Consider the following 21,314-nt stretch of genomic DNA (forward strand, 5'->3'; position numbering starts at 1 on the left):
CACCCGTCAGCGCGCCGCCAAATCCTGACACCCTGTCAAAAACCTGGAAATCCCCATCAGGCCGCCAAACCCGCGTCAACATTGGCGATTACGCCCCAAATTGTCCAAAATCGCCACGACCTATGATATATCCGGGCTAGGTGGATGCCTTTACCCTGGCAGCACCCTTGCCCGTTGAACCTGCCATGCCCCTTTGAAGACACGCTCTGAAGTGGCGTGAACGCCGAGCTCCGGCGCTCCCGCGCGCATCACCGACAATCTGTGGATGCACCGCCCCCCTTACTCACCCGCCACCCGGCACGGCGGTCATGCCCCGCCGATGCTCATTTCCCTCAGGGCTTGCCCCCGGGTGGCACCGGCGGACGGAATCCGAGTCGTTGCCGGATTTCTTGTTCCGCCGCGCTCAATGTCTTGCCGGGTTCCGCGGCCAAACCCGCCGCCAAACCCGTCACGTAGGCCGTCGAATAGGAAGTCCCGGTCCCAAGATAGGACCGATTGTTGAACTGAACCACTCCCGCGCCAGGCGCGAGAACATCCACAAAATCACCCCGATTGGCATAACCCGCGAGCCGTCCTGATCGATCACCCGCCGTGACAGCCACCACTTCGGGGTACGCTGCCGGGTAAGTCGGAAGTGTGACCGGCTCGTTGCCGGCTGCACCGAAGAAAAGAACCCCCTGGCGATGCCCCTGTTGGACGATCTGCCTCAACAAAGCGCTGTCGGTGTAGCTGCCCAAACTCATGTTCACCAGGGTGGCGCCTTCCTTGATCGCCGTGTACACGCCGCGCGCCACATCAAAGGTCGAAGTTTCTTCTTTTGCCCCATAGACATCGATGGGAAGAATGCGAACCGGAGTACCTTTTCCCGATTCATCCACCATGGAAACGCCCCTGAGAATGGTCTCGGCCATGGAAGTTCCGTGGCTGGGTTCACGCGACAACCCCGCTGGCTCGGAGGCGACCGTCATGCCCGGCAAAAGGAAATCCTTCAAGGCGGTCCCTTGGCTTTGCACGGACGTATCGACAAGACCAATAATAATTTTGGACCCGTCGGGATTGACCCTGGGCTTGAGGTTGAGAGGGGGCGTGGAACTGGAACTGAGAAGTTCCGGTTTGCGCGGGTTGGGAATGCTATAGTTCGACTCCACGGAAGCTACGCTTTCATCTGCTTCCAACTTGGATCTCGCTTCGAGCGCCGCCTTCTCATCTTCGAATCGAAGTCGGTAAGCGTCGAGCCCTTCGATTTTGCCCGCGACTTTGGCACCCAGCAACTTCGCCCATTCCTCGATCCGGCCGCCCTGTCCCGGCTTCAGCGCCACCACCAGTTCATTGGGAATTCGACCCCGGTTCTTTTCGTCCGGCTTTTCGGCCTGGATTTCGACCGGAGCCAGCCGGGCGGTGGCTTCTTGCACCGTGGTCCGATACACATACAGCGTGGCGGAATGGCCCGACTGCGGCGTGAGGGCGTAATTGAGACTCGAGGTCAGGCGCGGCAACGCTTCACTGGGAATCAAGCGTTGAAATCGGGTGCTGACTGGAATCTCCGCTCCAGGCTCAAAGAACACCTCCCAGCCCGTGGCATTGGCCAAGAGCTGCAACGTCTCCCGAAGTGGCAACTTATCCACATCTGCGGAAAGCCGCTCAGTCACGCGGTCGAAATCAACGCGGGCCCCAGCCTTGGTGCTTGAGGTGCGGGCCATCTTGGAACGATCAGGAATTGGGAACGGTTCAGCAGACTGCCCGTGGAGACTTAAAGCCGTTCCCAAGGCAAGCCACCCTCCCATCAGGAGCACTCGGAGGCGGCGCCATTCTGGCATGAAAAGGTAAACCCCGTCATAACGCGTTGGTTGCGTCATGGTTTCGCCTTGCGAGCAGCGCCGTCCCTGGTTTAGCATGCGCGAACACTATGGCAGCGATTGGCCGATTTCAAAAGGGCGATGACATATTTTACGCCAAAGTCGTGGATGGCGAACTCTTCAAACTGCACGGGGACGTGTTTGGATCTCCGTCCTACGATCGCAAACCGGTCGCCATCAAAGGGGTAAAGACGCTCACTCCGGTCGCCCCCTCAAAAGTGATCGCGGTGGGGCTCAATTACGCCGATCACGCTCGCGAGAGCGGCAAACCCCTGCCGAAAGAACCCCTCTTCTGGTTGAAAGCCCCGACCAGTCTGATCCCGGATGGCGCGAAAATCGAAGTTCCGTTTCCTGCTCATCGCACGGATTATGAAGCCGAATTGGCGGTGGTGATTGGACGCCGGATGCGCAACGTGACGGCAGCGGCGGCGGCTCGATACATTTTCGGATACACCTCGGCCCAGGATGTCAGCGACCGGACGATCCAAGCCTCGGAAAGTCAATGGGCCAGAGCCAAGTCCTTCGACACTTTCACTCCCTTGGGCCCGTACGTGGAGACCAAAATCGACCCGCACGATCTGACCATTCAGCTGTTCCAAAATGGCCAGCTCCGCCAGAACTCCAATACGAGCCAGCTCATTTTCAACTGTTTTGAGTTGGTCAGTTTTGTCTCCACCAACATGACCCTCCTGCCGGGGGACGTCATTCTGACCGGCACACCCAGCGGCGTGGGACCGATCGAATCAGGGGACCGACTCGAAGTCCGCATCCAGGGATTGGCTCCCCTGGTGAATACGGTGAAGTAAGCGGAGATTCGGTCGGCGGCGGAACTCGAACTATTTCGCATCGATCGCCAGCTTTCGCCGTTCCAGAGTCGTCGACTCTGACCGGGCCAGCTGGGACACGGCTTTGTTATAAGAGGCGAGCGCGTTGATCTCCAGGGAGCGGGAACGGGTCAGATCGCGTTGGTAAAGCAGGACCTGGTAGGAGGTGGTTTTGCCATTTTCAAGTTTCTTCTGTTCGGCATCCAAGGCAGCCTCGGCGAAGGCGCGCGCTTGCTTGCGAGCTTCCACGGCTTCCAGATTGGCCTGCGCCTGTTTGATCGCATCGTCGATCTCCACCATGATGTTTTGTTCCAGGCTCTTGAGCCGAAGCAGCAATTGCTCCATTTCAGCTTTGGATGAGCGATAAGCGTTGCGGGCGGCGCGATTGCCAAGCGGCACGCTCAACACCGCTCCATAACTGGAGATCGGCGCGGAACGATTCGCAATGTCACTGAAAGCACCGCTGTATTCCGGTTTGGATCCGTTGTAGCCATAGGTGCCGAACAAATCCAACGAGGGAAAGAGCTGGTTCTTTTGGTATTTGATCGTGATGCCTTGATTCTCCACATCCAGCTTGGACTGCAAAAGCTCGGGGCGATTCGCCAGACCCTTTTGCCAGCTGTCCAGGCGGTTGAATGGCTCGGGGACGGCCTTCAAGGCCTCAGTCGGTTCGAGGGTGGCATCCTGCCACTTCGAAAAATCGTCGCTCAGCAGTTGCTTGAGGGTATTCTGCGCGAAAGAGAGCCGGTTCCGCGCGTCCACCAAGCTCGCTTTCGACGCCGCCACGTCGGATTCCGCGGCCTTTTCATCCAACGGCGCCAACGCCCCGACCTCGACCCGTTTCTTATTTTCGGCCAGGAGCCTCTCGGCGAGTTTCAACGCCTGATCCTGCACTTTGACCTCCTCGAAGGCGGCGATCAAATCGTAATACGCCAATTCCACGGAGGTGACGGTGTTGATGATCTGTTGCCGCACCTGCTGCTGCGATCGTCGCACATTCCGCTTGCCGATCTGAATATTGAGCCGGGTCCGGTCGATCCAGAAGTTCCTCAGCAAGGGTTGGCGCATTTGGATCGAAACCACACCATTGGCATTCTCGAAAGGAAACCCCGCGCCCGTTAGGCCTTCGGTCTCCTGCATGCGGCCCTGCAGCGTATAGCTGAATCCGGTGGGGAGAATTCCGCCGAGCGTCGCATTGAACGCCTCCGTCCCTGACGAAGTGCCGGGGACGACCCGGTTTTGCGCGTCCAGGGTCGTGGGTGACGTGTTGTCGCTGTGCGACCCGCTTAGCGACAGATCGGGCTCGTAGTCGGCGTACAAGGCGTCCAGGTTGTATTGCGCGATGCTCGGGTTGACCTTGACGATGCGAATGTCGAGGTTGTGTTGCAGCGCGAGTTGAATGCACTGATCGAGCGTCACCTGGCGGGAGCTTTCGGCCCCGCTCACCTCCCGAGCGAGCCCCAAGATCAAGGTCGTGAAGAATAGAATCGTCCGGCTGCGTTGCATAAGTGTTTTGATGCTGATGGATGCCCCCCCGCCACGTCAAACGGAAGCGCTCAGGGAAATGACACGGATGCCATGGCACGGGTTACAAAGGTGAATGGCATGGACGAACCCAAAGCGCCGGGCATTCACCCCGAGTCTTCGCGCTCTCCGATCTCGACCTCACCGGGGGGGAGGGAGCAAGCGGTTCCAAATCCGAGCCGCCGCGGAGTTCTCTTTCAACCATGAATCAATTTTCCAGGCCCGCCAGTTTTCGGATGCGTCCGCCGAGTTTCAAAAAGCGCGCCAGCACGGGCGTAGGCCAGGCGCGAATCTGGGCGTACCAACCCGAGGTGGTTTCAAAAAAATCCGTCAGTTCCCGCAGTTTTTCACGGGTGTGGGCTGAGCCCGCCTTGTCGGCTTCGGCTTCGGCGAGGCATTCCCGGAGCGTCGCGAGCGTGGGATCGATCTCGCGCTTCTTGCGCTCGTCCAGCACGGTTCGGAACAGCTCCCAGACGTCCTTGAGGCTTTCGTAGTGGTCGCGGGAGTCGCCCAGAATATGAACGCGCTTGATGATGCCCCAGCCGAGCAGTTCCTTCAGGCTGTTGCTCACGTTCGATCGGGCCACGCCGAGGGTATCCGCAATGATCTCTGCGGGCTGAGGCTGGGCGGACAGGAACAGCAACGCGTGGATTTGGGCCACCGTTCGATTGACGCCCCAGCGGGTGCCCATCTCGCCCCAATGCAAGATGAACTTCTGTTGAACAGGAGAAAGCGGAGTCATATTGCGTTCGACATTTCTGTCTGTACAGAAACTACAAAAAGAAACGTCGGGGCGCAAGTTTTGGCCTTCCCGGCGTCACCTCTCCAACACGATCCCGACGGGGCAATGGTCGCTGCCGGTCACTTCCTTGAGAATGGACGCCCGGCGGAGCCCGGGCCGCAGGGCCGCGCTCAGCAGGAAGTAATCGATGCGCCACCCCACGTTCCGGGCCCGCACTCCCGGCATCTGGCTCCACCAGGTGTAATGCCCGCCCCCTTTCTCGAGTTCCCGAAAAGTGTCCACAAATCCCGCCTGCACAAACGCGTCAAAGCCCGCCCTTTCTTCGGGCGTAAAACCGTGATTCTTCACGTTTGCCTTGGGGTTCGCCAAATCCAGCTCGGTATGGGCCACATTCAAATCCCCGCACCACACCACCGGCTTCTTTTTCTCAAGTTTTTTGAGAAATCTCAAAAAATCCCGATCCCAAATCTGGCGGTAAGCGAGCCTCGTCAGCTCCCGCTTCGAGTTCGGCACATAGACGTTGACCAGAATGAAATCATCGAACTCCGCCGTCAAAACACGGCCCTCGCGATCGTGCTCGGAAATCCCCATGCCCCGGGTCACGCGCAAGGGCCGGGCGCGGGTGAAAATCGCGGTCCCGGAATAACCTTTCTTTTCCGCCGTATTCCAATAAGTTAGGTATTCTGAAGTCCACAACGGTTCCACGTCGTCCGGTGCGCACTTGGTTTCCTGGAGGCAGAGCACGTCCGGACGTTCCGCGTCCAAAAACTCGAGGAAGTTCTTCCGCAACACCGCCCGCAGGCCATTGACGTTCCAGGAGAGGAGTTTCACGGCGAGGAACCCGCAAGCACGGCCCTGAGGGGGGCTTCCACGTCGTCGTGACGAGATAGGAACAAGCCCTCCCTCAGCGCGGGTTGCAGGCGCCCCGCCTGCCATCGCCTCAATCGATAAAGCGTCGCATAGGCGAAATCGGGCGGCGCCGCGCCCTGTTTCCCCACCAGTTCTCCTCCGCGCCGCACGTTGTCGATCATCCAGGCGGCCGTGCGCAAGTGGTAAGGATTGCGCCGCACTTCGCCCTCGTGAAAAGAAAGTGCGCTCAGCAGAACCCCCAAGTCCCCGGGCGAAACCTCGAGCATCACGTTCGGCGTGTCCATGGCGCCCCAGAATTCCGTTTCGATGACGGCGCAAGAAAAGGTGTCCTCCATCCGTTGCAAGGCATCCATCAGGAGAAAATGCACCCCGACATGGGTCGTGTTCCGATCGGTTTCATGGGGGAACAACACCGCGCTTGGACCATACCTCTTCAACACCGCCAGGATTTCCGAAACGGCGGCATTCCAGTGGGCCGGGTTCCCCGCCCGGTTGCCCAGATGCAAACCCTCCAAGCCGGACGATCCCAGCGTGGCAAGCTCGAACCCCGCGTAGCGACAGCATGCCCTCAACTCCTCCAACCGGGCGGCTTGGCGGTCTTTGCGGCTCCCTTGGGTCACCGCCACGTTCACCACCCGCCAACCCCGCTCGCGGGCGAGCCGAAACGGCCAGGCCCCGATGATCACTTCGTCGTCCGGATGCGGCGAAAAGATCAAGACCACCGGAGCCCCTTCCGCCGGAGCGGAATAGTCCGGGAAAGGCAGGTTTCCGAGCGGAAAGTCTCGTCCGGATTCCAGCAACGCGGCGAAATCGCGGGCCAGTTGTGGATAAGGATTGAGTGGGGGCATGATGGGGACGAGAGGTTACAACGAAGCCGGCAGGCTGGCGGCGGCCATGGCTTGCCCGTGGCGTTTCTGTTTTTCGTCGGGCATATGGAGCCGCGCGCCGATTTCAGGAAACTCCAACGCGAGCACACGTCGAGCTTGTTCCAACAACAAGTCGCCGCCAACCCCGGTGGTAACCCGCCCGAGAAGCAGCAAGTGATCAAAGTCGTAAAACTCGCGATACTGGGCCGCGGCGTAACCCAAACACACTCCAAGGGTCCGATAGATCCGCGCGGCGCGTTCGTCGCCTTCCTTCATGGCCGTCTGGACCGCGAGAAGTCGATCCGGCAGCGCCCACTCTGACGAAATCGGCAGTCCCGACGCCGGAATCAACCTCGCCACGGCTTGTTGGGAAAAAAACTGCACCCCGCAGCCGCGATCGCCGGACCACTCGTCGAACGGAGCATCGTTTCGAACATCCACCGGGGCGAACGCCAACTCATTCAACCAAGGCGTGATGTTTCCTTCCCGGCTCACAAAACCCGCGGCCAGACTCGAGCCCATGGCGATGCCCAGCACGGCCGGGGATTCCAAACTCATCGAGCCCGCCAGCGCCGTCACTTCGCCATCATTGACGACCTCGAAAGGAACATCGCCCCAGGACTTTTGGATTTCCCGGAAAAGGAGTCGCACCCGGGTTTCAAAGAGCGCGTCAGGCACGCCGCGAAAAAGAGAAGCCACGCGCACCTCGTTCCCGACAATCACTCCGGCAGAACTTCCGCCGATCGTATCCACGCGAGGCAAATGCGAGGCGGCGGCACGCAACGCCGCCTGAATCTGTTCGAAATGCCATTGCGGATCCTGCTGGGGCCGCGGATCCCATCGAAACTCGTCGCTGTACAGCACCGTGCCGTCACGCACGGCCGCGACCTTGATGTCACTGGCCCCCAGGTCGAATCCGACGCGGCATCCCTGCCAATGACCTCCCAAGCGCTGGGTTCGCTCGGACTCGGCGGGTAGATCCCCAAGCTCGACCGCGCGAACTTCAAAAGGCCGGGCGTAGATCTTTTCCCCCATCAGGGCCGCGTCGAAACCGCCGGTCGGGGTGTCTCGATAGTAAGCTCGCAACTGTTCCCCGATGAAGGAGGACCCTGCGACCCAGATTCTCCACCCCCCTCGTGCCCAGAGCAAAAACTTCAGGGTCCGTTCAGCGAGGCGGAAGTTGCCCGCGCTCGACGGATGGTCGCCTGGAAAAAGCGAGATCTGGCATCGCGTCACCGACTCGGGTGAACGCTCGACGGCCAGATCCAGGGTGACCGAGCGGCCGGTGGCGCGGGCCGCCTCTTGAAATTGGCGGCTCGCCAGCACCATCGGTCTGAATCCCGGATCCAACTCCGGGGTAACGCGTGGCAGGACCTCGGACTCGGCCTTCATGGATGGATCAACTGCATGAGCTTTTGGAATCGTTCACAACCAGCGACTTCCGCCACCGTCGTTTGACACGCGCGAGAGAATTTGTGACCCTCACGCGCGGATCAAGTTCAATCGAAAGAACCTGTGGACATCAATCGAGCCGTCATCACCGCGGCGGGCCGGGAACAACGCTCGCTCCCGCTGCAAACCCTCGTGGATCAGGACGGCACCACGAAAGCGGCTCTGCAAATCGTTCTCGAAGAAGCGATCGAGGCGGGCATCCATGAAATTGCCGTGGTCGTCCAAGAAGGCGATCAACCCGCCTACACCGCCGCGGCGGGACCCCACGCCTCCCGGATTGCATTTGTGGTGCAAAAGGAGCAGCGAGGCTATGGGCATGCGATCCATTGCGCCAAGTCGTTCTGCGGGGACCAGCCCTTCTTGCTCCTGGTCGGTGACCACCTTTACGTTTCGCGCTCGCAGCGTCGGTGCTCGCAACAATTGCTCCAACTGGCGAAAACGCAACATTGCTCCATCTCAGCCGTCAATCCCACCCACGAGAGCAAGCTCCCTTACTACGGGGCGGTCGGAGGGCGGCTCGTGCCCAACAGCAAGGAACTCTACGAAGTCTCGACCGTGGCCGAGAAGCCCACGCCCACCGAGGCCGAGCAGCGACTCATGGTGCCGGGGTTGCGAGCGGGTTATTATCTTTGTTTCTTCGGCATGCACGTGCTCACGCCCATGGTGCATGAGCTGATTGAGGAGCAAATCGCCGCCTCCCCTCAGGGCTTCGCGCACCTCAGCCCTGCCCTGGATCAATTGGCGGCGCGCGAACGCTATCTCGCCGCCGTCATTCAGGGCCATCGCGTGGACGTGGGACGCCGATTCGGCCTGTTGACTGCTCAACTGGCGCTGGGACTCGCGGGTCCTTACCACGTTGAAGTCCTGGCCGCCATGCTCGACGCCACCGGGCGCCGACTGCAAGACCACTGGACCGAGGGCCGCTGATCCGCTCCCGATTTCCATGATCGATCTCATCCGGATCATCGAATCTTCCGAAGATTCCCTCCGGAATACCGCCGTGGATCCCTTGGCGGACGCAGGTTCATCCGTGCAACTGCTCGACCAGTGCCGGCAACTGGACCAATTCCGGCGCAAGAGCGGGAATCTTTACCATCGTGTTCGAGCCCTGCTGTTCCTCTACACGATCCATCGCTACCACCTTCCCTCGCGTCCAGAGATCCAAACCGTTGGCAAGATCCCTTTCCGCGGTTATCAATTGTTGCTGGAGCGCCGCTTCGCGGAAGCCATCGATCATTTCCTCAGCTGCGCCAACCGCCAAGGCTGGAGCGACGGCATCTGTTCCGCACTCGCCGCCGCCTACCATCGCCTCGCCTTTCAGACCCTCGCCGATCAAGTCCGCCGCAGCGTGCGCTCCGTCCTCGGCAATCAATGGATGTTCCGCATGGGACACCCCCAGGATCAGCCCCTGCGAATCCGGGCGGAATTGAGGGAGCCCGGCGAGGACGGCACCTACCCACTCCTCTCGGAATCCACGCCGGTCCGCATGGACCTCTCCCATTCGGCCTGGAGCGACATTTTTTTCCTCGGCATGGATTTTCCCGAGGGTGCCCGAGTCTTGAACGCGTCCGTGGACCTCGGTGTGCACGGGCGCGACGCGCATCCCTTGCCTCCCTTATCCGCCGCGTTCAGAACCATCGACGAGCCGGTGCTCAGATTGACCTCCTGCGATCTGGGCGTCACCGACGACCTGCGTTCCCTCGCGGAGGTCTTCGATTTCGGCAAGGACCACCTCGGTTTGCTGAAGGCCGCGGTCATTGCCGCCGGCATCGTTCCCCCCGGGTTGGAGGGAAGCGGACAGCAGCTTTCGGATTTGCTGGCCGGCATGGCCGGACGCGGCAAAGGCATCGAGGTGGTCTCGCAGGTGCGCGATATTCCCAAGGGCTCCCGTTTAGCGGTTTCGACGAATCTCCTGGGCTCCCTCATCTCCGTCTGCATGCGCGCCACGGGACAAACCCGCGCCTTGGAAGGCCCTTTGGAAGAACCTGAGCGACGGGTGGTTCTGGCGCGCGCGCTCCTGGGAGAATGGCTCGGGGGTTCCGGCGGGGGCTGGCAGGATTCCGGCGGCATTTGGCCGGGAATCAAGTTGATCGAGGGAGCTCCCGCCGCCAGAAACGACCCCGAATTCGGCATCAGCCAGGGCCGGCTCATGCCGACCCACCGGGTGCTCGATCGCCACGAAGTTTCCAACGCCGCCCGCGCCGGCCTGCAAGAATCTCTCATCCTGGTTCACGGCGGCATGGCCCAAAATGTCGGCCCCATCCTCGAGATGGTGACGGAAAAATATTTGCTCCGCTCTCCTCGCGAATGGGCCGGCCGCCTCCAAGCACTCGACCTGCTGAAGGAGATCCTGAACGCATGCCGCCAGGGCGACCTGAAAGCGCTCGGCCGCGCCACCACCGCCAACTTCAAGGGACCCATTCAGTCCATCATTCCCTGGGCCACGAACGCCTACACCGAAAGCATCATCGCGGGCGCTCAAGAATCGTTTGGGGAAGACTTCTGGGGATTCTGCATGCTGGGAGGCATGTCCGGAGGAGGCATGGGATTTTTCGTCGCGCCCCATCGCCAGCAGGAAGCCAAGTCAAAGCTGCTCGACCTCATGCAAACGGCCCGCCACCATTTCCGGGCCGCTCTTCCCTTCGCCATGGAGCCCGTGGTCTTCGATTATGCGGTCAATGAGACGGGCACGACGGCAAGACTGCTGACCGGGAACAAGTCTCTTCTTCCCCTGGGTTACTACGCCGTGCGCTTGCCCAAACTGCTCCGCCAAGACCAAGCTGCCCTGCCCCGAACCCAACGGATGGAACTGGACAAACTGGGTGCGACCGCGCGCACGCGGCCCGAAATGGCCGGCCTCGTCCAGTCCCTGTTCGATTCCCTCATTCCCCGCGGAAACCAGGAGTCCGGATCCGAGGACAACCTTGCCGAATCCCTTGGCCGCAACGGATTTGATCCTGAGCAGCACGAGATGATCCGCAAGCAACTCAAGGAGGGCCTGATCGGGCTCGCTCAGAATCGTCTGCGCGCGGACACCGAAATCGTGGATGTGGAAGCGCCTGATGTTTCCCAGGCCGAATCTCTCGACCTTACCCACAGCTCCAGCCCGACGGGGCGAACGCTCGCCAGCCGTGGCTGGGACTCCCTGGCCCGGGGGGAGGTCGCCATCGTCAGCCTGGCCGCCGGAGCCGGCTCTCGTTGGACGCAGGGAGCGGGCATTTGCAAAGCCTTGCATCCGTTTTGCAAGCTCGGCGGAAAGCATCGAACCTTCCTGGACGTTCATCTGGCGAAGAGCCGCCGCTTGAGCCGGCTGTCCGGCGCGAATCTTCCGCATGTATTCACCACGAGTTACTTGACGCATGAACCCATTGAGTCCTATTTCGCGAGCCGCCTGACCGAAGCGGACCGGGACCGTGTTCTCCTCTCACCCGGACGGAGCGTGGGCCAGCGATTCGTGCCCACCGAGCGGGACCTGCACTTTCTGTGGGAAGAAACGGCCCAGCAGATCCTTGACGAACAGCAGCAAAAAGTCCGCGAAAGCGTGCGGGCAGCGCTGGTGAATTGGGCCAAGTCACGCGGGGAAGCCAGCGATTACACCGAAAATGTGCCCCTCCAGTGCATGCACCCCGTGGGCCATTTCTTTGAAATGCCGAACTTGTTCCGTAACGGGGTGCTCGCGAAACTTTTGCAGCGTCATCCCGCCCTCCGCTGCCTGCTCCTTCACAACATCGACACCACCGGAGTGAACGCGGATCCGCGTCTCCTCGAAGAGCATCTGGCACAGGGCGCCTGCCTTACCTTCGAAGTCATCGCCCGGAGGCTGGAAGATCGGGGCGGAGGCCTGGCGAAAGTGAACGGACGCACCCGCATCCTCGAGGGCTTGGCGCTCCCGCGGGAAGAGGACGAGTTCGAGCTTAGCTATTACAATTCCATGAGCACGTGGATCGACCTGGACCGTTTGCTGGAAGTTTTTTCCCTCGATCGCGGGGTCATCCTGGAGGCCGGTCGGGGCCACAAGACGGCTCAGGACAAGATCGTGACTTCCATCCGTGAAGTCGCCGCGAAATTGCCCACCTACGTGGCAATCAAGGAAGTCAAACGTCGGTGGGGACATGGCCAGGAAGATATTTTCCCCGTGGCGCAGTTCGAAAAACTTTGGAGCGATCTGACCATGCTGCCGGAAGTGTCCTGCCGCTACATCGTGGTTCCGAGAAGTCGAGGCCAGCAGCTTAAAGACCAAGCCCAACTCGATGGCTGGCTCAGGGATGGCAGCGCGGCCTACGTCGAATCCCTTTGCGACTGGGATTGACCCCGGCCGAGTGCCGGATTCGACCATCGCCCCGCATCGCGCAGCGTCGAGCTGCGCAAAAGCACGAACGGCAAAGGCCTGCCGAAATCTGAGGTGGATCCGCAGGGGGATCCATCGAAACTTGAGCAAAGGCTTCGAATCTCAGATCTTGCGAGAGACCGATGCGGAGGTTGGTGGTCTCAAGGTGACCCGGCGGTATCGTCGCTGCGCTTCTCAACCACCGACTCCAAGCTGGCAAGCCTCGGGCTTGCGACTGAGCCGCTTCACGTCACTCTGATCTCACATCCCTTCTGCATCCGTCCCGCATCCCCCGCTTGGGGTCAGCATGTCTGAGTTTATGGAGCCCGGAGCAGTTTGGTAGCGCGTACGGGAATCGCACCCGTCTTTCAGCCTTGAGAGGGCCGTGTCCTAACTGATAGACGAACGCGCCGCCCGAGAGCATCGAATTTTACGGAGCCCCCCCCGGCTGTCAATGCACCAATGCAACTCCTGACCTTCCGACGCCTCTGTGCGAGCGCCAGAAATGCGGATTGCCATGGATGGATCACGGTCGTCGAAGCCGGTAAAACCACGAGCCGTCACTAGGCTCAGACAACCTGACCTCGAAGCGGAGGGAAAGGCAGGAGCGAGGGTGTGATCCTGATCTTGATTCGTGACCGGGATTCCGTGCCTCAGTGTCTCTGTGCCTCCGTGAGAACCATCGCAACCGGCGCGCGAGCTTCAGCCCGCTTCGACGTGGAACAACACCAAGCACGGGGTATGACCCGGCATTCTCGATCTTCCACGCTGAAGCGGCGTGAACGCCGCGGTCCGAGCCGCAATGGGTCAGTGCCGAGCGACTGGGAAAGCAAGGGATCTCACGGAGACCGAAAAACATGGATGCGGAATCCGTGATCTCATGCGTGGAGAAGTTCTTCCTTCATCTTTCGTTTCTTTCGGCCCATGCCACTTGTTGAGAACCTTCAAGCCCGCCGACGTTGCCGCACCATTCCTCCCTTTCAAGGTTGAATGGACCGTCTTCCGCCTCGCATCATCGGCGCCATGCGGTTTGCATCCGTCGTGGAGAAGGACCTGATCCTGGCTGGAGGGGGCCATGCCCATGTCGCCGTGCTCAAGTCGTTCGCGATGCGTCCTGTGCCCGGGCTTCGCATCACCTTGGTTTCCAAGGAATCGACCACAGCCTACTCGGGCATGCTGCCCGGACTAATTGCAGGCCATTACAGCCTTGATGAGATTCATCTCGATTTGCGTTCGCTCTGCCGGCAGGCCGGCGCTCAATTCTATCAGGCCGAAATCGCAGGACTCGATCCTTCCGCTCACCACCTGCTCCTCCGAGAACGACCGCCCGCGGCTTACGATCTGATTTCCATCAACACCGGATCCACGCCGTCCATGCAGTCGGTGCCGGGCGCCGTGGAGCACGCCATCCCCGCCAAACCGGTCAGAGAATTCCTGCACCGTTGGGAGCGACTCCAATCGGACTGGACCCAAGGTCCGGAATCCCCCAGGACCCTCACCGTGGTGGGAGGCGGAGCCGGCGGTGTTGAACTCTTGCTCTCCATGCGGCACCGGCTGTTGTCGAGGTCTGCGGAATTGGGACGCTCCACAGCCCCCCTTCATTTTCAATTGATCACGGCATCCGCGTCCCTCCTGCCCACCCACAACCGGCGGGTCCAAACCCGGTTCGAACGGTGGTTCAACAACCTCGGGATCACTTGGTTCGCCGGGCATCGTGTCCTCGAGGTCACGCCGCAGTTCCTGCTTTGCGAGGGTGGACGCCGCGTGGAAACGAATGCCACCATCTGGGTAACCCAGGCCTCGGCGCCGGATTGGATCCGCGATTCGGGGTTGGCCACCGACGAGCAAGGCTTCATCGCCGTCAACCCCTTCCTCCAATCCACGTCGCACCCCGACGTGTTTGCGGCGGGTGATGTCGCCGCGATGATGGGGTCCCCCCGGCCCAAGTCCGGGGTGTTTGCGGTGCGCCAGGGACGTCCCCTGGCGGCCAACTTGCGGCGGGCTTTGGATCAGCTCCCGCTGCGGCCTTACGTTCCTCAGCAGCAGTTTCTCAGTCTCATCAGCACCGGTGACCGCCAGGCCGTCGGTTCGCGAGGTCCTTGGTCGTTCGAAGGGGAGTGGGTCTGGAAACTCAAGGACCACATCGACCGCGCATGGATGGCGCAATACGAACCCGTCGAATCCATGAACGCGGCGCCGCCCGCCCTCCAATCCGGCAGCGCGCCTTCGATGCGTTGTGGTGGATGCGGCGCCAAGATCGGCCCCCAAATACTCGATCGGGTTTTGGCACGACTCCGCGCCTCAGCCGCGCCCGGTGCGATGCCGGGACTCGATGAACCGGACGATGCGGCGGTGATCCTTTGGCCGTCCTCCTCGGCACTCGTGCAAACGGTGGATTATTTCCGGAACTTTTTGGATGACCCCTACCTGTTCGGACGCATCGCGGCTCTCCACGCGCTCGGTGACATTTTTGCCATGGGCGCGGAACCCCGCTCGGTGCTGGCCATCATTACCCTCCCTCCTGGCCGAACGCGACCCGTGGAGGAGCAGCTTTACCAAGTCTTGGCAGGCGCCCTCGCAACCCTCGGGCAAAACAGCACCAAGCTCCTCGGCGGCCACACTTCCGAGGGAATCGAACTGTCCTTCGGTCTGGCCGTCAATGGCGAGGCTTCTCCCCACCGGTTGTTGAAGAAGGGAGGCATGCGCCCAGGAGATCGGTTGATCCTCACCAAGCCGATTGGCACGGGCGTAGTGATGGCTGCGTCCATGCGGGGCAAGGCCCATCCGCATTGGATCGACGCGGCGATTGCGGTGATGTTGGTTTCTAATCGGGACGCTTCCCGCATTTTTCTCGAACACAGCGCAACCGCCTGCACGGACATCACGGGATTCGGGCTCGCAGGACATCTGCGCGAGATGGCAGTCGCGTCCCGAGTGACATTGGAGATCCACCTGCAAAGTATTCCTTTGCTCTTGGGGGCATTGGACAGCTCGCGGAGGGGAATCGCCAGCACACTGTTCCCGGAAAACCTGCGGCAAGCCGAGGTGATTCAAAACCTCGAAGCGGTCAGGCAGGAACCCATGTTTCCCCTTCTGTTCGACCCGCAAACCTCGGGGGGGCTCATCGCTTCAGTGCCGCCCTTGAACGCTCAGGCCTGCCTGGATCAACTCCAACGCGAAGGCTACCGGGAGGCTCGGGACATCGGCGAGGTCGCCAGCGAGGGTGCGTCTGGAATCGGAAGGCTGGTGGTGCGATGACGCTCGACCTTCGGGCAGGAACCCGCTTCAGCGATCCGACCCAAACACCCCGGCGAGGACGATCTCCTTGATTTTCCACACCATGGTCATCGTCAACGCCACCGGAAGCAACACGAGGAAAAGAGCAAGCCATTCGCGCACTCGATCGATCGCGGCCAGCAGGACCGGCCAGGATCCGCTCGCGGACAGCAACGCGTAGAGGGCCATCATCACGGTCAGAACACCGAGCAAATACGAGTTCAGCGTCGCGAAAAATTGCGTTTCGATGCGGAGGGTCTCGTCGGGAAGCAACCCCGCCAGCCTGGCCATGGCGTGGTTGAGGGTGACGAGAAAAAGAAGTCCGCAAACCAGCAGCAGGAGGACCGAATAACCGAAGAATTCATTTTGCGGGACGCGGCTCCACCAATGCAGGAACGGGCTCAAACCCAGATTGACGAATGCGAGCACTTTGGCCCGCGCCAGCAACAGACCCCACCCTCGGTCCTGAGACTGAAATTTGCCCAGGCGGATGAGCGCGAACCAGAGCCACGCCGCCGCGAGCACCGAGGGCACCATGCCGAGCGGGCGCAGCCAGTCGCTCAACGTGGTGCGCGCTCCCAGCAGGATCGCGATCGGCAGCCCCCAGAAAAGCCCGGAGAGTCCGCGGACGAGTTCGCGGAGGGACTGCATCACGGCCTCGCGGGGGGCGGCCGGGAATTCCAGGCGATCGGTTTGAGACATGCAGGCGGTTCGCGGACTCGCGCGGGCCGGTCGCGAATCGCTAAATGGCGAGGTAAGTGTATTCCTTCAGTCCGCGCTCATACTCATCGAGCAAGCGCATGCCATCGGAGGGTTTGAGCTTGTCCGCTTTGATGGCGGCGTCGAACTGCAATTTCATGCGGCGCTTCAATTCGTTTTCATCGTATTGCACCGCCGCCAGGGCTTGCGCGATCGTGTTTCCCTCGATGATTTCCTCGATGTAATATCCGGCCGGTTCGTCCGGATCGAGAAACACGTGGACCTCGTTCACGCGTCCGAACAAGTTGTGCAGGTCACCCATGATGTCCTGGTAGGCTCCCATCAGGAAGAAACCGAGATGATAAGGCTCCGTCGCCGCGCCTCCTGGGGTGCCGTTTTCCCCCGCACCGTTGGAGGCTGAAGGAGGCAGAGGATGGAGCGGCAGCGTGCTGCGCACGTCGCGAAGGTCGATGAATTTGTTGATCTGTCCGTCCGAATCGCAGGTGATATCGACCAGGGTGCCCTCGCGCGTGGGGCGCTGGTCGAGCTGGTTGATCGGCATGATCGGGAACAACTGCCCGAGCGCCCAGTGATCCAGGAGGGACTGAAAGACCGAGAAATTGCACAAGTATTGATCTCCCAGGCTCTCCTCCAGCTTGCGGATTTCCTGGGGCACATAGGCCTGCCCCTTGAAGCTGCGCACCACGTCGCATCCGATGCGCCAGTAGAGATCCTCGATCTTGGCTTTCTCAGGCAAATCCATGAGGCCCAGCGTGAACATGTTGTGGGCGTCTTCTTTCCGCTCCAACGCGTCGTGGTAAGCCTCGAGCTTGTTGAGCTTGCCAAGGTTCTTGAGAATATCCAACAACTCCCGGACGAGTGGATGCTCGTTTTCCCCGTAGGTCAGGAGCTCGACGGGCCGGGACTTCTCGATGGCGCCGAAGACTTCCACGATCAACACACTGTGATGCGCCACGATGGCCCGGCCGCTCTCGCTGATGATGTCGGGATGCGGCACCTTCTCGGCGTTGCAGATGTCTCCGATGTAATAGACGATGTCGTTGGTGTATTCCTGCAGGGAATAATTCGTGGAACTGTCAAACGCGGAGCGGCTGCCGTCATAATCCACCCCCAGCCCCCCGCCCACGTCCACATACTCGATGGGAAACCCCATCTTGTGGAGTTTGGCGTAAAACCGGGAGGCCTCCTGCACGGCCTTCTTGACCGTCAAGATGTCCGGCACCTGCGAGCCGATGTGGAAATGGACGAGCTTGAAACAGTGGGTCAGCTCTTCCTTCTTGAGAAGATCGGTGGCGGCCAGAAGCTCGACCGTACTGAGTCCAAATTTTGCGTTCTCGCCGCCGCTTTCGGCCCATTTCCCGGCGCCTTTGCTGGCCAGGCGCGCCCGAATGCCGATGAGCGGTTCCACACCCATCTGACGGGAAACCCCGATGATCTGGCGCAATTCCTCCAACTTCTCCACCACCATGATCACCTTCTTCCCCAGCTTGATCCCCATCAACGCCATGCGGACGAACGCGGCGTCCTTGTAGCCGTTGCAAATGATCAGGCCGCCCGGCTGGTCTTGCAGTGCCAGACCGGCAAACAATTCCGGCTTGCTGCCCACCTCGAGTCCGAATTGAAACGGCTTTCCGGCGTCCAGAATTTCCTCCACCACCTCCCGCAGTTGATTGACTTTGATCGGGAACACACCGCGGTATTGCCCTTGATAATTGAACTCCGCGATGGACGTGCGAAAGGCTTGGTTCAACGATTCCACCCGGTGCCGCAGAATGTCCTGAAACCGGATGAGCACCGGAAACTTGAGCCCGCGGGCGCGCGCTTCCTCCACGACGTCGGTCAGATCGACTTGAGTGCCCGCGTCCTGCAGGGGCAGGGCCACCACATGGCCCTCGTCATTGATGTCGAAATACTTCGCGCCCCAACGGTCGATGTTATAGGTGGCGCGAGCCGCCGCAAGATCCCACGGCGGAGTGTTCTCGGAGGCATCACTCATGTCGATTTCTGCATGGCGAGTTGGGCGTGTCCGGCCCTCAACGTTCGGCTCCCAGATTTCTGGCCCCGTTCACTGCCGAATTCACCCGCAACCGGAGCCCGTTCAACCGGATGAAGCCGGTGGCGTCGTCCTGATTGTAGGCCTTGCCAGGGTCCGCCTCCATGGTGGCGATGTGCGGGTTGTAAAGGCTGACCTTCGAACGGCGACCCGCCACGTAAAGACCTCCCTTGTAAAGCTTCACCCGGACCGTGCCCGAAACATTTTTTTGCGATTCCTCAACGAGGGCTTGCAAGGCAAGCCGTTCCGGCGCGTACCAGAATCCGTAGTAAACCAACTCGGCGTAGCGCGGGATCAGCGAGTCGCGCAAATGCATCACCTCGCGGTCCATGGTCAGGGATTCCACCTGGCGATGGGCAAAATGGAGGATGGCCCCGCCCGGCGTTTCATACACACCCCGGCTCTTCATCCCCACGAACCGGTTCTCAACCATGTCCACCCGCCCCACGCCGTGCTTGCCACCCAGGGCGTTGAGGACCTTCATCACTCCGAGGGGGTTCCATTTCCGCCCATTGACGGCCACGCAGTCACCGCGCTCGAAATCAAGCGTGACATACTCGGGTTTCTCAGGCGCTTCCTCCGGGGAAACCGAGAGCTTGAACATGTCCTTGTTGGCCGGCGCGAAAGCATCCATCCAAGGATCCTCCAGCACACCCGCCTCGAATGAAATGTGGAGGAGGTTGCGGTCCATGGAGTAGGGCTTCTTCGCGCTGGCCTGGACCGGGATTTTTTTCTCCTCGCAGTAGCGGATCATCTCGGTGCGTCCCGGGAATTGCTTCCGAAACCGCTCCTCGCGCCAGGGAGCGATGATCTGAAGATCAGGCGCCAGCGCGGCCGCCGTCAGTTCGAATCGCACTTGATCGTTTCCCTTGCCGGTCGCCCCGTGGCCGATCGCCTGAGCTTTCTCCTTCCGGGCAATTTCAATCATGCGCTTGGCGATCAAAGGCCGGGCGATGGACGTGCCGAGAAAATACTGGCCCTCGTAAATGGCGCCCGCGCGAATCATCGGGAAAATGAAATCCTTCGCAAATTCCTCCTGCAAATCGTCCACATAAATCTTGGAAGCGCCCGTCTTGCGAGCTTTGGCGTTCAATCCCTTCAATTCGTCCTCCTGTCCGATGTTCGCGCAGAAGGCGATCATTTCCGCGTCGTAGGTTTCTTTGATCCAGGAGAGGAGAACGGAGGTGTCGAGTCCGCCGGAATACGCGAGAACGATTTTCATGAATGCGATGCGAATGCCCTTTGGGCGGGGGCGACTAAACGACAACCAAGGCGGCGTGGGAAGAAGATTTTACGACGCCCCGTCGCCCCAACCCCGGCTGGTTCAACGTGCGCCGCCGGCCCCAAGCGGGCCGGAGAACGGAACCTCGTTCGGGCGCCACGCCCGCCCGTGTATCCCGATGTTGTTGGTAGGGCGGGCCTGTCCCAGCCCGCCGCCCACGGGATGCAAAACATCATGCTCCGGCGGCGCGCCGGGACGGACGCGCCCTACCTGCATCACCGGCAACATCGGGATGCACCGCACGCCCGCAGCCCCTTCGAAGGTGGATTGCCTTCTTCCACGGGTCGTGCCTACATTCCGCTCGTTCCGCATGCAAGCCCATCGAATTTCTATGCACCCATCCGAAACGAATCGCCGGAAATTTTTCAAAGCCTGTTCCACCGCCACGCTGGGGGGCGCCCTGGCTTGGTCTTCGGGTTGCTCGACCTCGATGGCCAAGCGGACTCCTCACGGAAATCAGCCCATGAAAATCGATGAAGCAGTCTTCGGCCAACTTCCGGACAACACAACCGCCCGTCTTTACACCCTGCGCAACTCCAACGGCATGGTGGTTAAAGTGACCGATTACGGCTTGATCATCACCGAGATTCATGTGCCGGACCGCCAGGGCCGTCTTGGCAACGTGGCCTTGGGATTTGGAACCCTCGGCCCCTACCTCGCCGGGCACCCGTATTTCGGGTGCATCGCCGGGCGCGTCGCCAATCGAATCGCCAAGGGCGCCTTCACGCTGGACGGCAAGTCCTACCAACTCGCCGTCAACAACGGGCCGAATCATCTTCACGGCGGCCTCAAGGGCTTCGATAAAAAGCTCTGGAAATCCTCCGGCATCCTCATCGCGCATGGCCGCGCTTCCGTCCGCTTCAGCTACACCAGCCCCGATGGTGACGAAGGCTACCCCGGCAATCTCTCCATGAAGGTGACTTATGCCCTGACGGACGACCAGGAGATCCGCATGGACTACGAGGCCACGACCGACAAGGCCACTCCGGTCAACCTCACCAACCACAGTTACTTCAACCTTGCGGAACGAGGCGACGTCCTGGGCCACGAACTGCAATTGATGGCCGACCGTTACACGCCCACGGATGACACCCTCATTCCCACCGGCACGCTGGCATCGGTCCGAGGCACTCCCATCGACTTTACCCGACGCGCCTCGCTGGGCGCCCGGCACACCCAAACGGGCCTCACTCCTCCCGGATACGATCACAATTTCGTGCTCAATCACGGGGGCAAATCCCTCGGGAAAGCAGCGGTGGTCACCGAGCCCAAGACCGGCCGCGTCCTGGAGGTCCTGACCACCGAACCGGGCATTCAACTCTACACCGGCAATCACCTCGACGGTTCGCTCACCGGCACCGGCGGAATCGTTTACGGACGTCATGGCGGATTCTGCCTTGAAACTCAGCACTTTCCGGATTCCATCAACAAGCCCTCGTTTCCATCGGTCGTGCTCCGGCCAGGGCAAACTTATCGCACCACGACGATTTACAAATTCTCGACGGTGTCGTGAAGTTCAACC

General features: G+C 60.7%; 15 protein-coding genes and 1 tRNA gene. 5 read left to right on the forward strand and 11 right to left on the reverse strand.

Features of this window, described 5'->3' with window-relative positions; translation table 11 throughout:
- Positions 1 to 332: 332 nt before the first annotated feature.
- Positions 333 to 1,895: a hypothetical protein gene (locus FJ404_11085; protein ID MBM3823413.1), complete on the reverse strand. Its 1,563-nt coding sequence runs from the start codon at positions 1,893 to 1,895 to the stop codon at positions 333 to 335.
- 11 nt (positions 1,896 to 1,906) lie between these two features.
- Here FJ404_11085 and FJ404_11090 point away from each other — a divergent pair, with 11 nt between their 5' ends.
- Positions 1,907 to 2,662: a fumarylacetoacetate hydrolase family protein gene (locus FJ404_11090; protein ID MBM3823414.1), complete on the forward strand. Its 756-nt coding sequence runs from the start codon at positions 1,907 to 1,909 to the stop codon at positions 2,660 to 2,662.
- A gap of 30 nt (positions 2,663 to 2,692) precedes the next feature.
- Here the strand turns inward: FJ404_11090 and FJ404_11095 are convergent, their stop codons facing one another.
- The 5 genes from FJ404_11095 to FJ404_11115 all read right to left on the reverse strand — a co-directional run bounded on the left by FJ404_11095 (position 2,693) and on the right by FJ404_11115 (position 8,074).
- Positions 2,693 to 4,186 carry a TolC family protein gene (locus tag FJ404_11095; GenBank protein MBM3823415.1) on the reverse strand — a complete coding sequence of 498 codons (1,494 nt, stop codon included), beginning with the start codon at positions 4,184 to 4,186 and terminating at the stop codon, positions 2,693 to 2,695.
- Positions 4,187 to 4,412: 226 nt separating this feature from the next.
- Complete coding sequence (locus FJ404_11100) at positions 4,413 to 4,895, reverse strand: ArsR family transcriptional regulator (protein MBM3823416.1); 483 nt, start codon at positions 4,893 to 4,895, stop codon at positions 4,413 to 4,415.
- A gap of 126 nt (positions 4,896 to 5,021) precedes the next feature.
- Positions 5,022 to 5,777, reverse strand: coding sequence for an exodeoxyribonuclease III (gene xth / locus FJ404_11105; protein MBM3823417.1), 756 nt, complete (start codon positions 5,775 to 5,777; stop codon positions 5,022 to 5,024).
- On the reverse strand, positions 5,774 to 6,664 hold the full coding sequence (locus tag FJ404_11110) for a PIG-L family deacetylase (protein MBM3823418.1): 891 nt from the start codon (positions 6,662 to 6,664) through the stop codon (positions 5,774 to 5,776). The genes xth and FJ404_11110 overlap by 4 nt, the downstream gene beginning before the upstream one ends.
- 15 nt (positions 6,665 to 6,679) lie before the next feature.
- Positions 6,680 to 8,074 (reverse strand): ROK family protein, encoded by a 1,395-nt coding sequence (locus FJ404_11115; GenBank protein MBM3823419.1) that lies wholly within the window; start codon positions 8,072 to 8,074, stop codon positions 6,680 to 6,682.
- A gap of 123 nt (positions 8,075 to 8,197) precedes the next feature.
- Between FJ404_11115 and FJ404_11120 the strand changes: the two genes are divergently transcribed.
- Positions 8,198 to 9,061 carry a UTP--glucose-1-phosphate uridylyltransferase gene (locus FJ404_11120; protein ID MBM3823420.1) on the forward strand — a complete coding sequence of 288 codons (864 nt, stop codon included), beginning with the start codon at positions 8,198 to 8,200 and terminating at the stop codon, positions 9,059 to 9,061.
- 16 nt (positions 9,062 to 9,077) lie between these two features.
- Positions 9,078 to 12,443 (forward strand): UTP--glucose-1-phosphate uridylyltransferase, encoded by a 3,366-nt coding sequence (locus tag FJ404_11125; protein MBM3823421.1) that lies wholly within the window; start codon positions 9,078 to 9,080, stop codon positions 12,441 to 12,443.
- Positions 12,444 to 12,798: 355 nt separating this feature from the next.
- Here the strand turns inward: FJ404_11125 and FJ404_11130 are convergent.
- Positions 12,799 to 12,873, reverse strand: a tRNA-Glu gene (locus tag FJ404_11130).
- A 611-nt stretch (positions 12,874 to 13,484) separates the two neighbouring features.
- Between FJ404_11130 and selD the strand changes: the two genes are divergently transcribed.
- Positions 13,485 to 15,719, forward strand: coding sequence for a selenide, water dikinase SelD (selD, locus tag FJ404_11135; GenBank protein ID MBM3823422.1), 2,235 nt, complete (start codon positions 13,485 to 13,487; stop codon positions 15,717 to 15,719).
- 27 nt (positions 15,720 to 15,746) lie between these two features.
- Here selD and FJ404_11140 read toward each other — a convergent pair whose 3' ends face one another.
- From FJ404_11140 to FJ404_11155, 4 genes are all read right to left on the reverse strand, one after another.
- Positions 15,747 to 16,439, reverse strand: a complete 693-nt coding sequence (locus tag FJ404_11140) for a hypothetical protein (protein ID MBM3823423.1) — start codon at positions 16,437 to 16,439, stop codon at positions 15,747 to 15,749.
- A gap of 40 nt (positions 16,440 to 16,479) precedes the next feature.
- The gene (speA, locus tag FJ404_11145; protein ID MBM3823424.1) at positions 16,480 to 18,453 is read right to left on the reverse strand and encodes a biosynthetic arginine decarboxylase; all 1,974 of its coding nucleotides are present in this window, start codon (positions 18,451 to 18,453) and stop codon (positions 16,480 to 16,482) included.
- 37 nt (positions 18,454 to 18,490) lie between these two features.
- A complete protein-coding gene (locus FJ404_11150; protein ID MBM3823425.1) occupies positions 18,491 to 19,741 on the reverse strand; it encodes an argininosuccinate synthase in 1,251 nt (416 codons plus the stop codon).
- Positions 19,742 to 19,834: 93 nt separating this feature from the next.
- The gene (locus FJ404_11155; GenBank protein MBM3823426.1) at positions 19,835 to 20,020 is read right to left on the reverse strand and encodes a hypothetical protein; all 186 of its coding nucleotides are present in this window, start codon (positions 20,018 to 20,020) and stop codon (positions 19,835 to 19,837) included.
- A gap of 235 nt (positions 20,021 to 20,255) precedes the next feature.
- Here FJ404_11155 and FJ404_11160 point away from each other — a divergent pair, with 235 nt between their 5' ends.
- On the forward strand, positions 20,256 to 21,305 hold the full coding sequence (locus tag FJ404_11160) for a galactose mutarotase (protein ID MBM3823427.1): 1,050 nt from the start codon (positions 20,256 to 20,258) through the stop codon (positions 21,303 to 21,305).
- Positions 21,306 to 21,314 lie beyond the last annotated feature (9 nt).

The organism is Verrucomicrobiota bacterium (assembly GCA_016871495.1).
Lineage (GTDB): Bacteria > Verrucomicrobiota > Verrucomicrobiia > Limisphaerales > VHDF01 > VHDF01.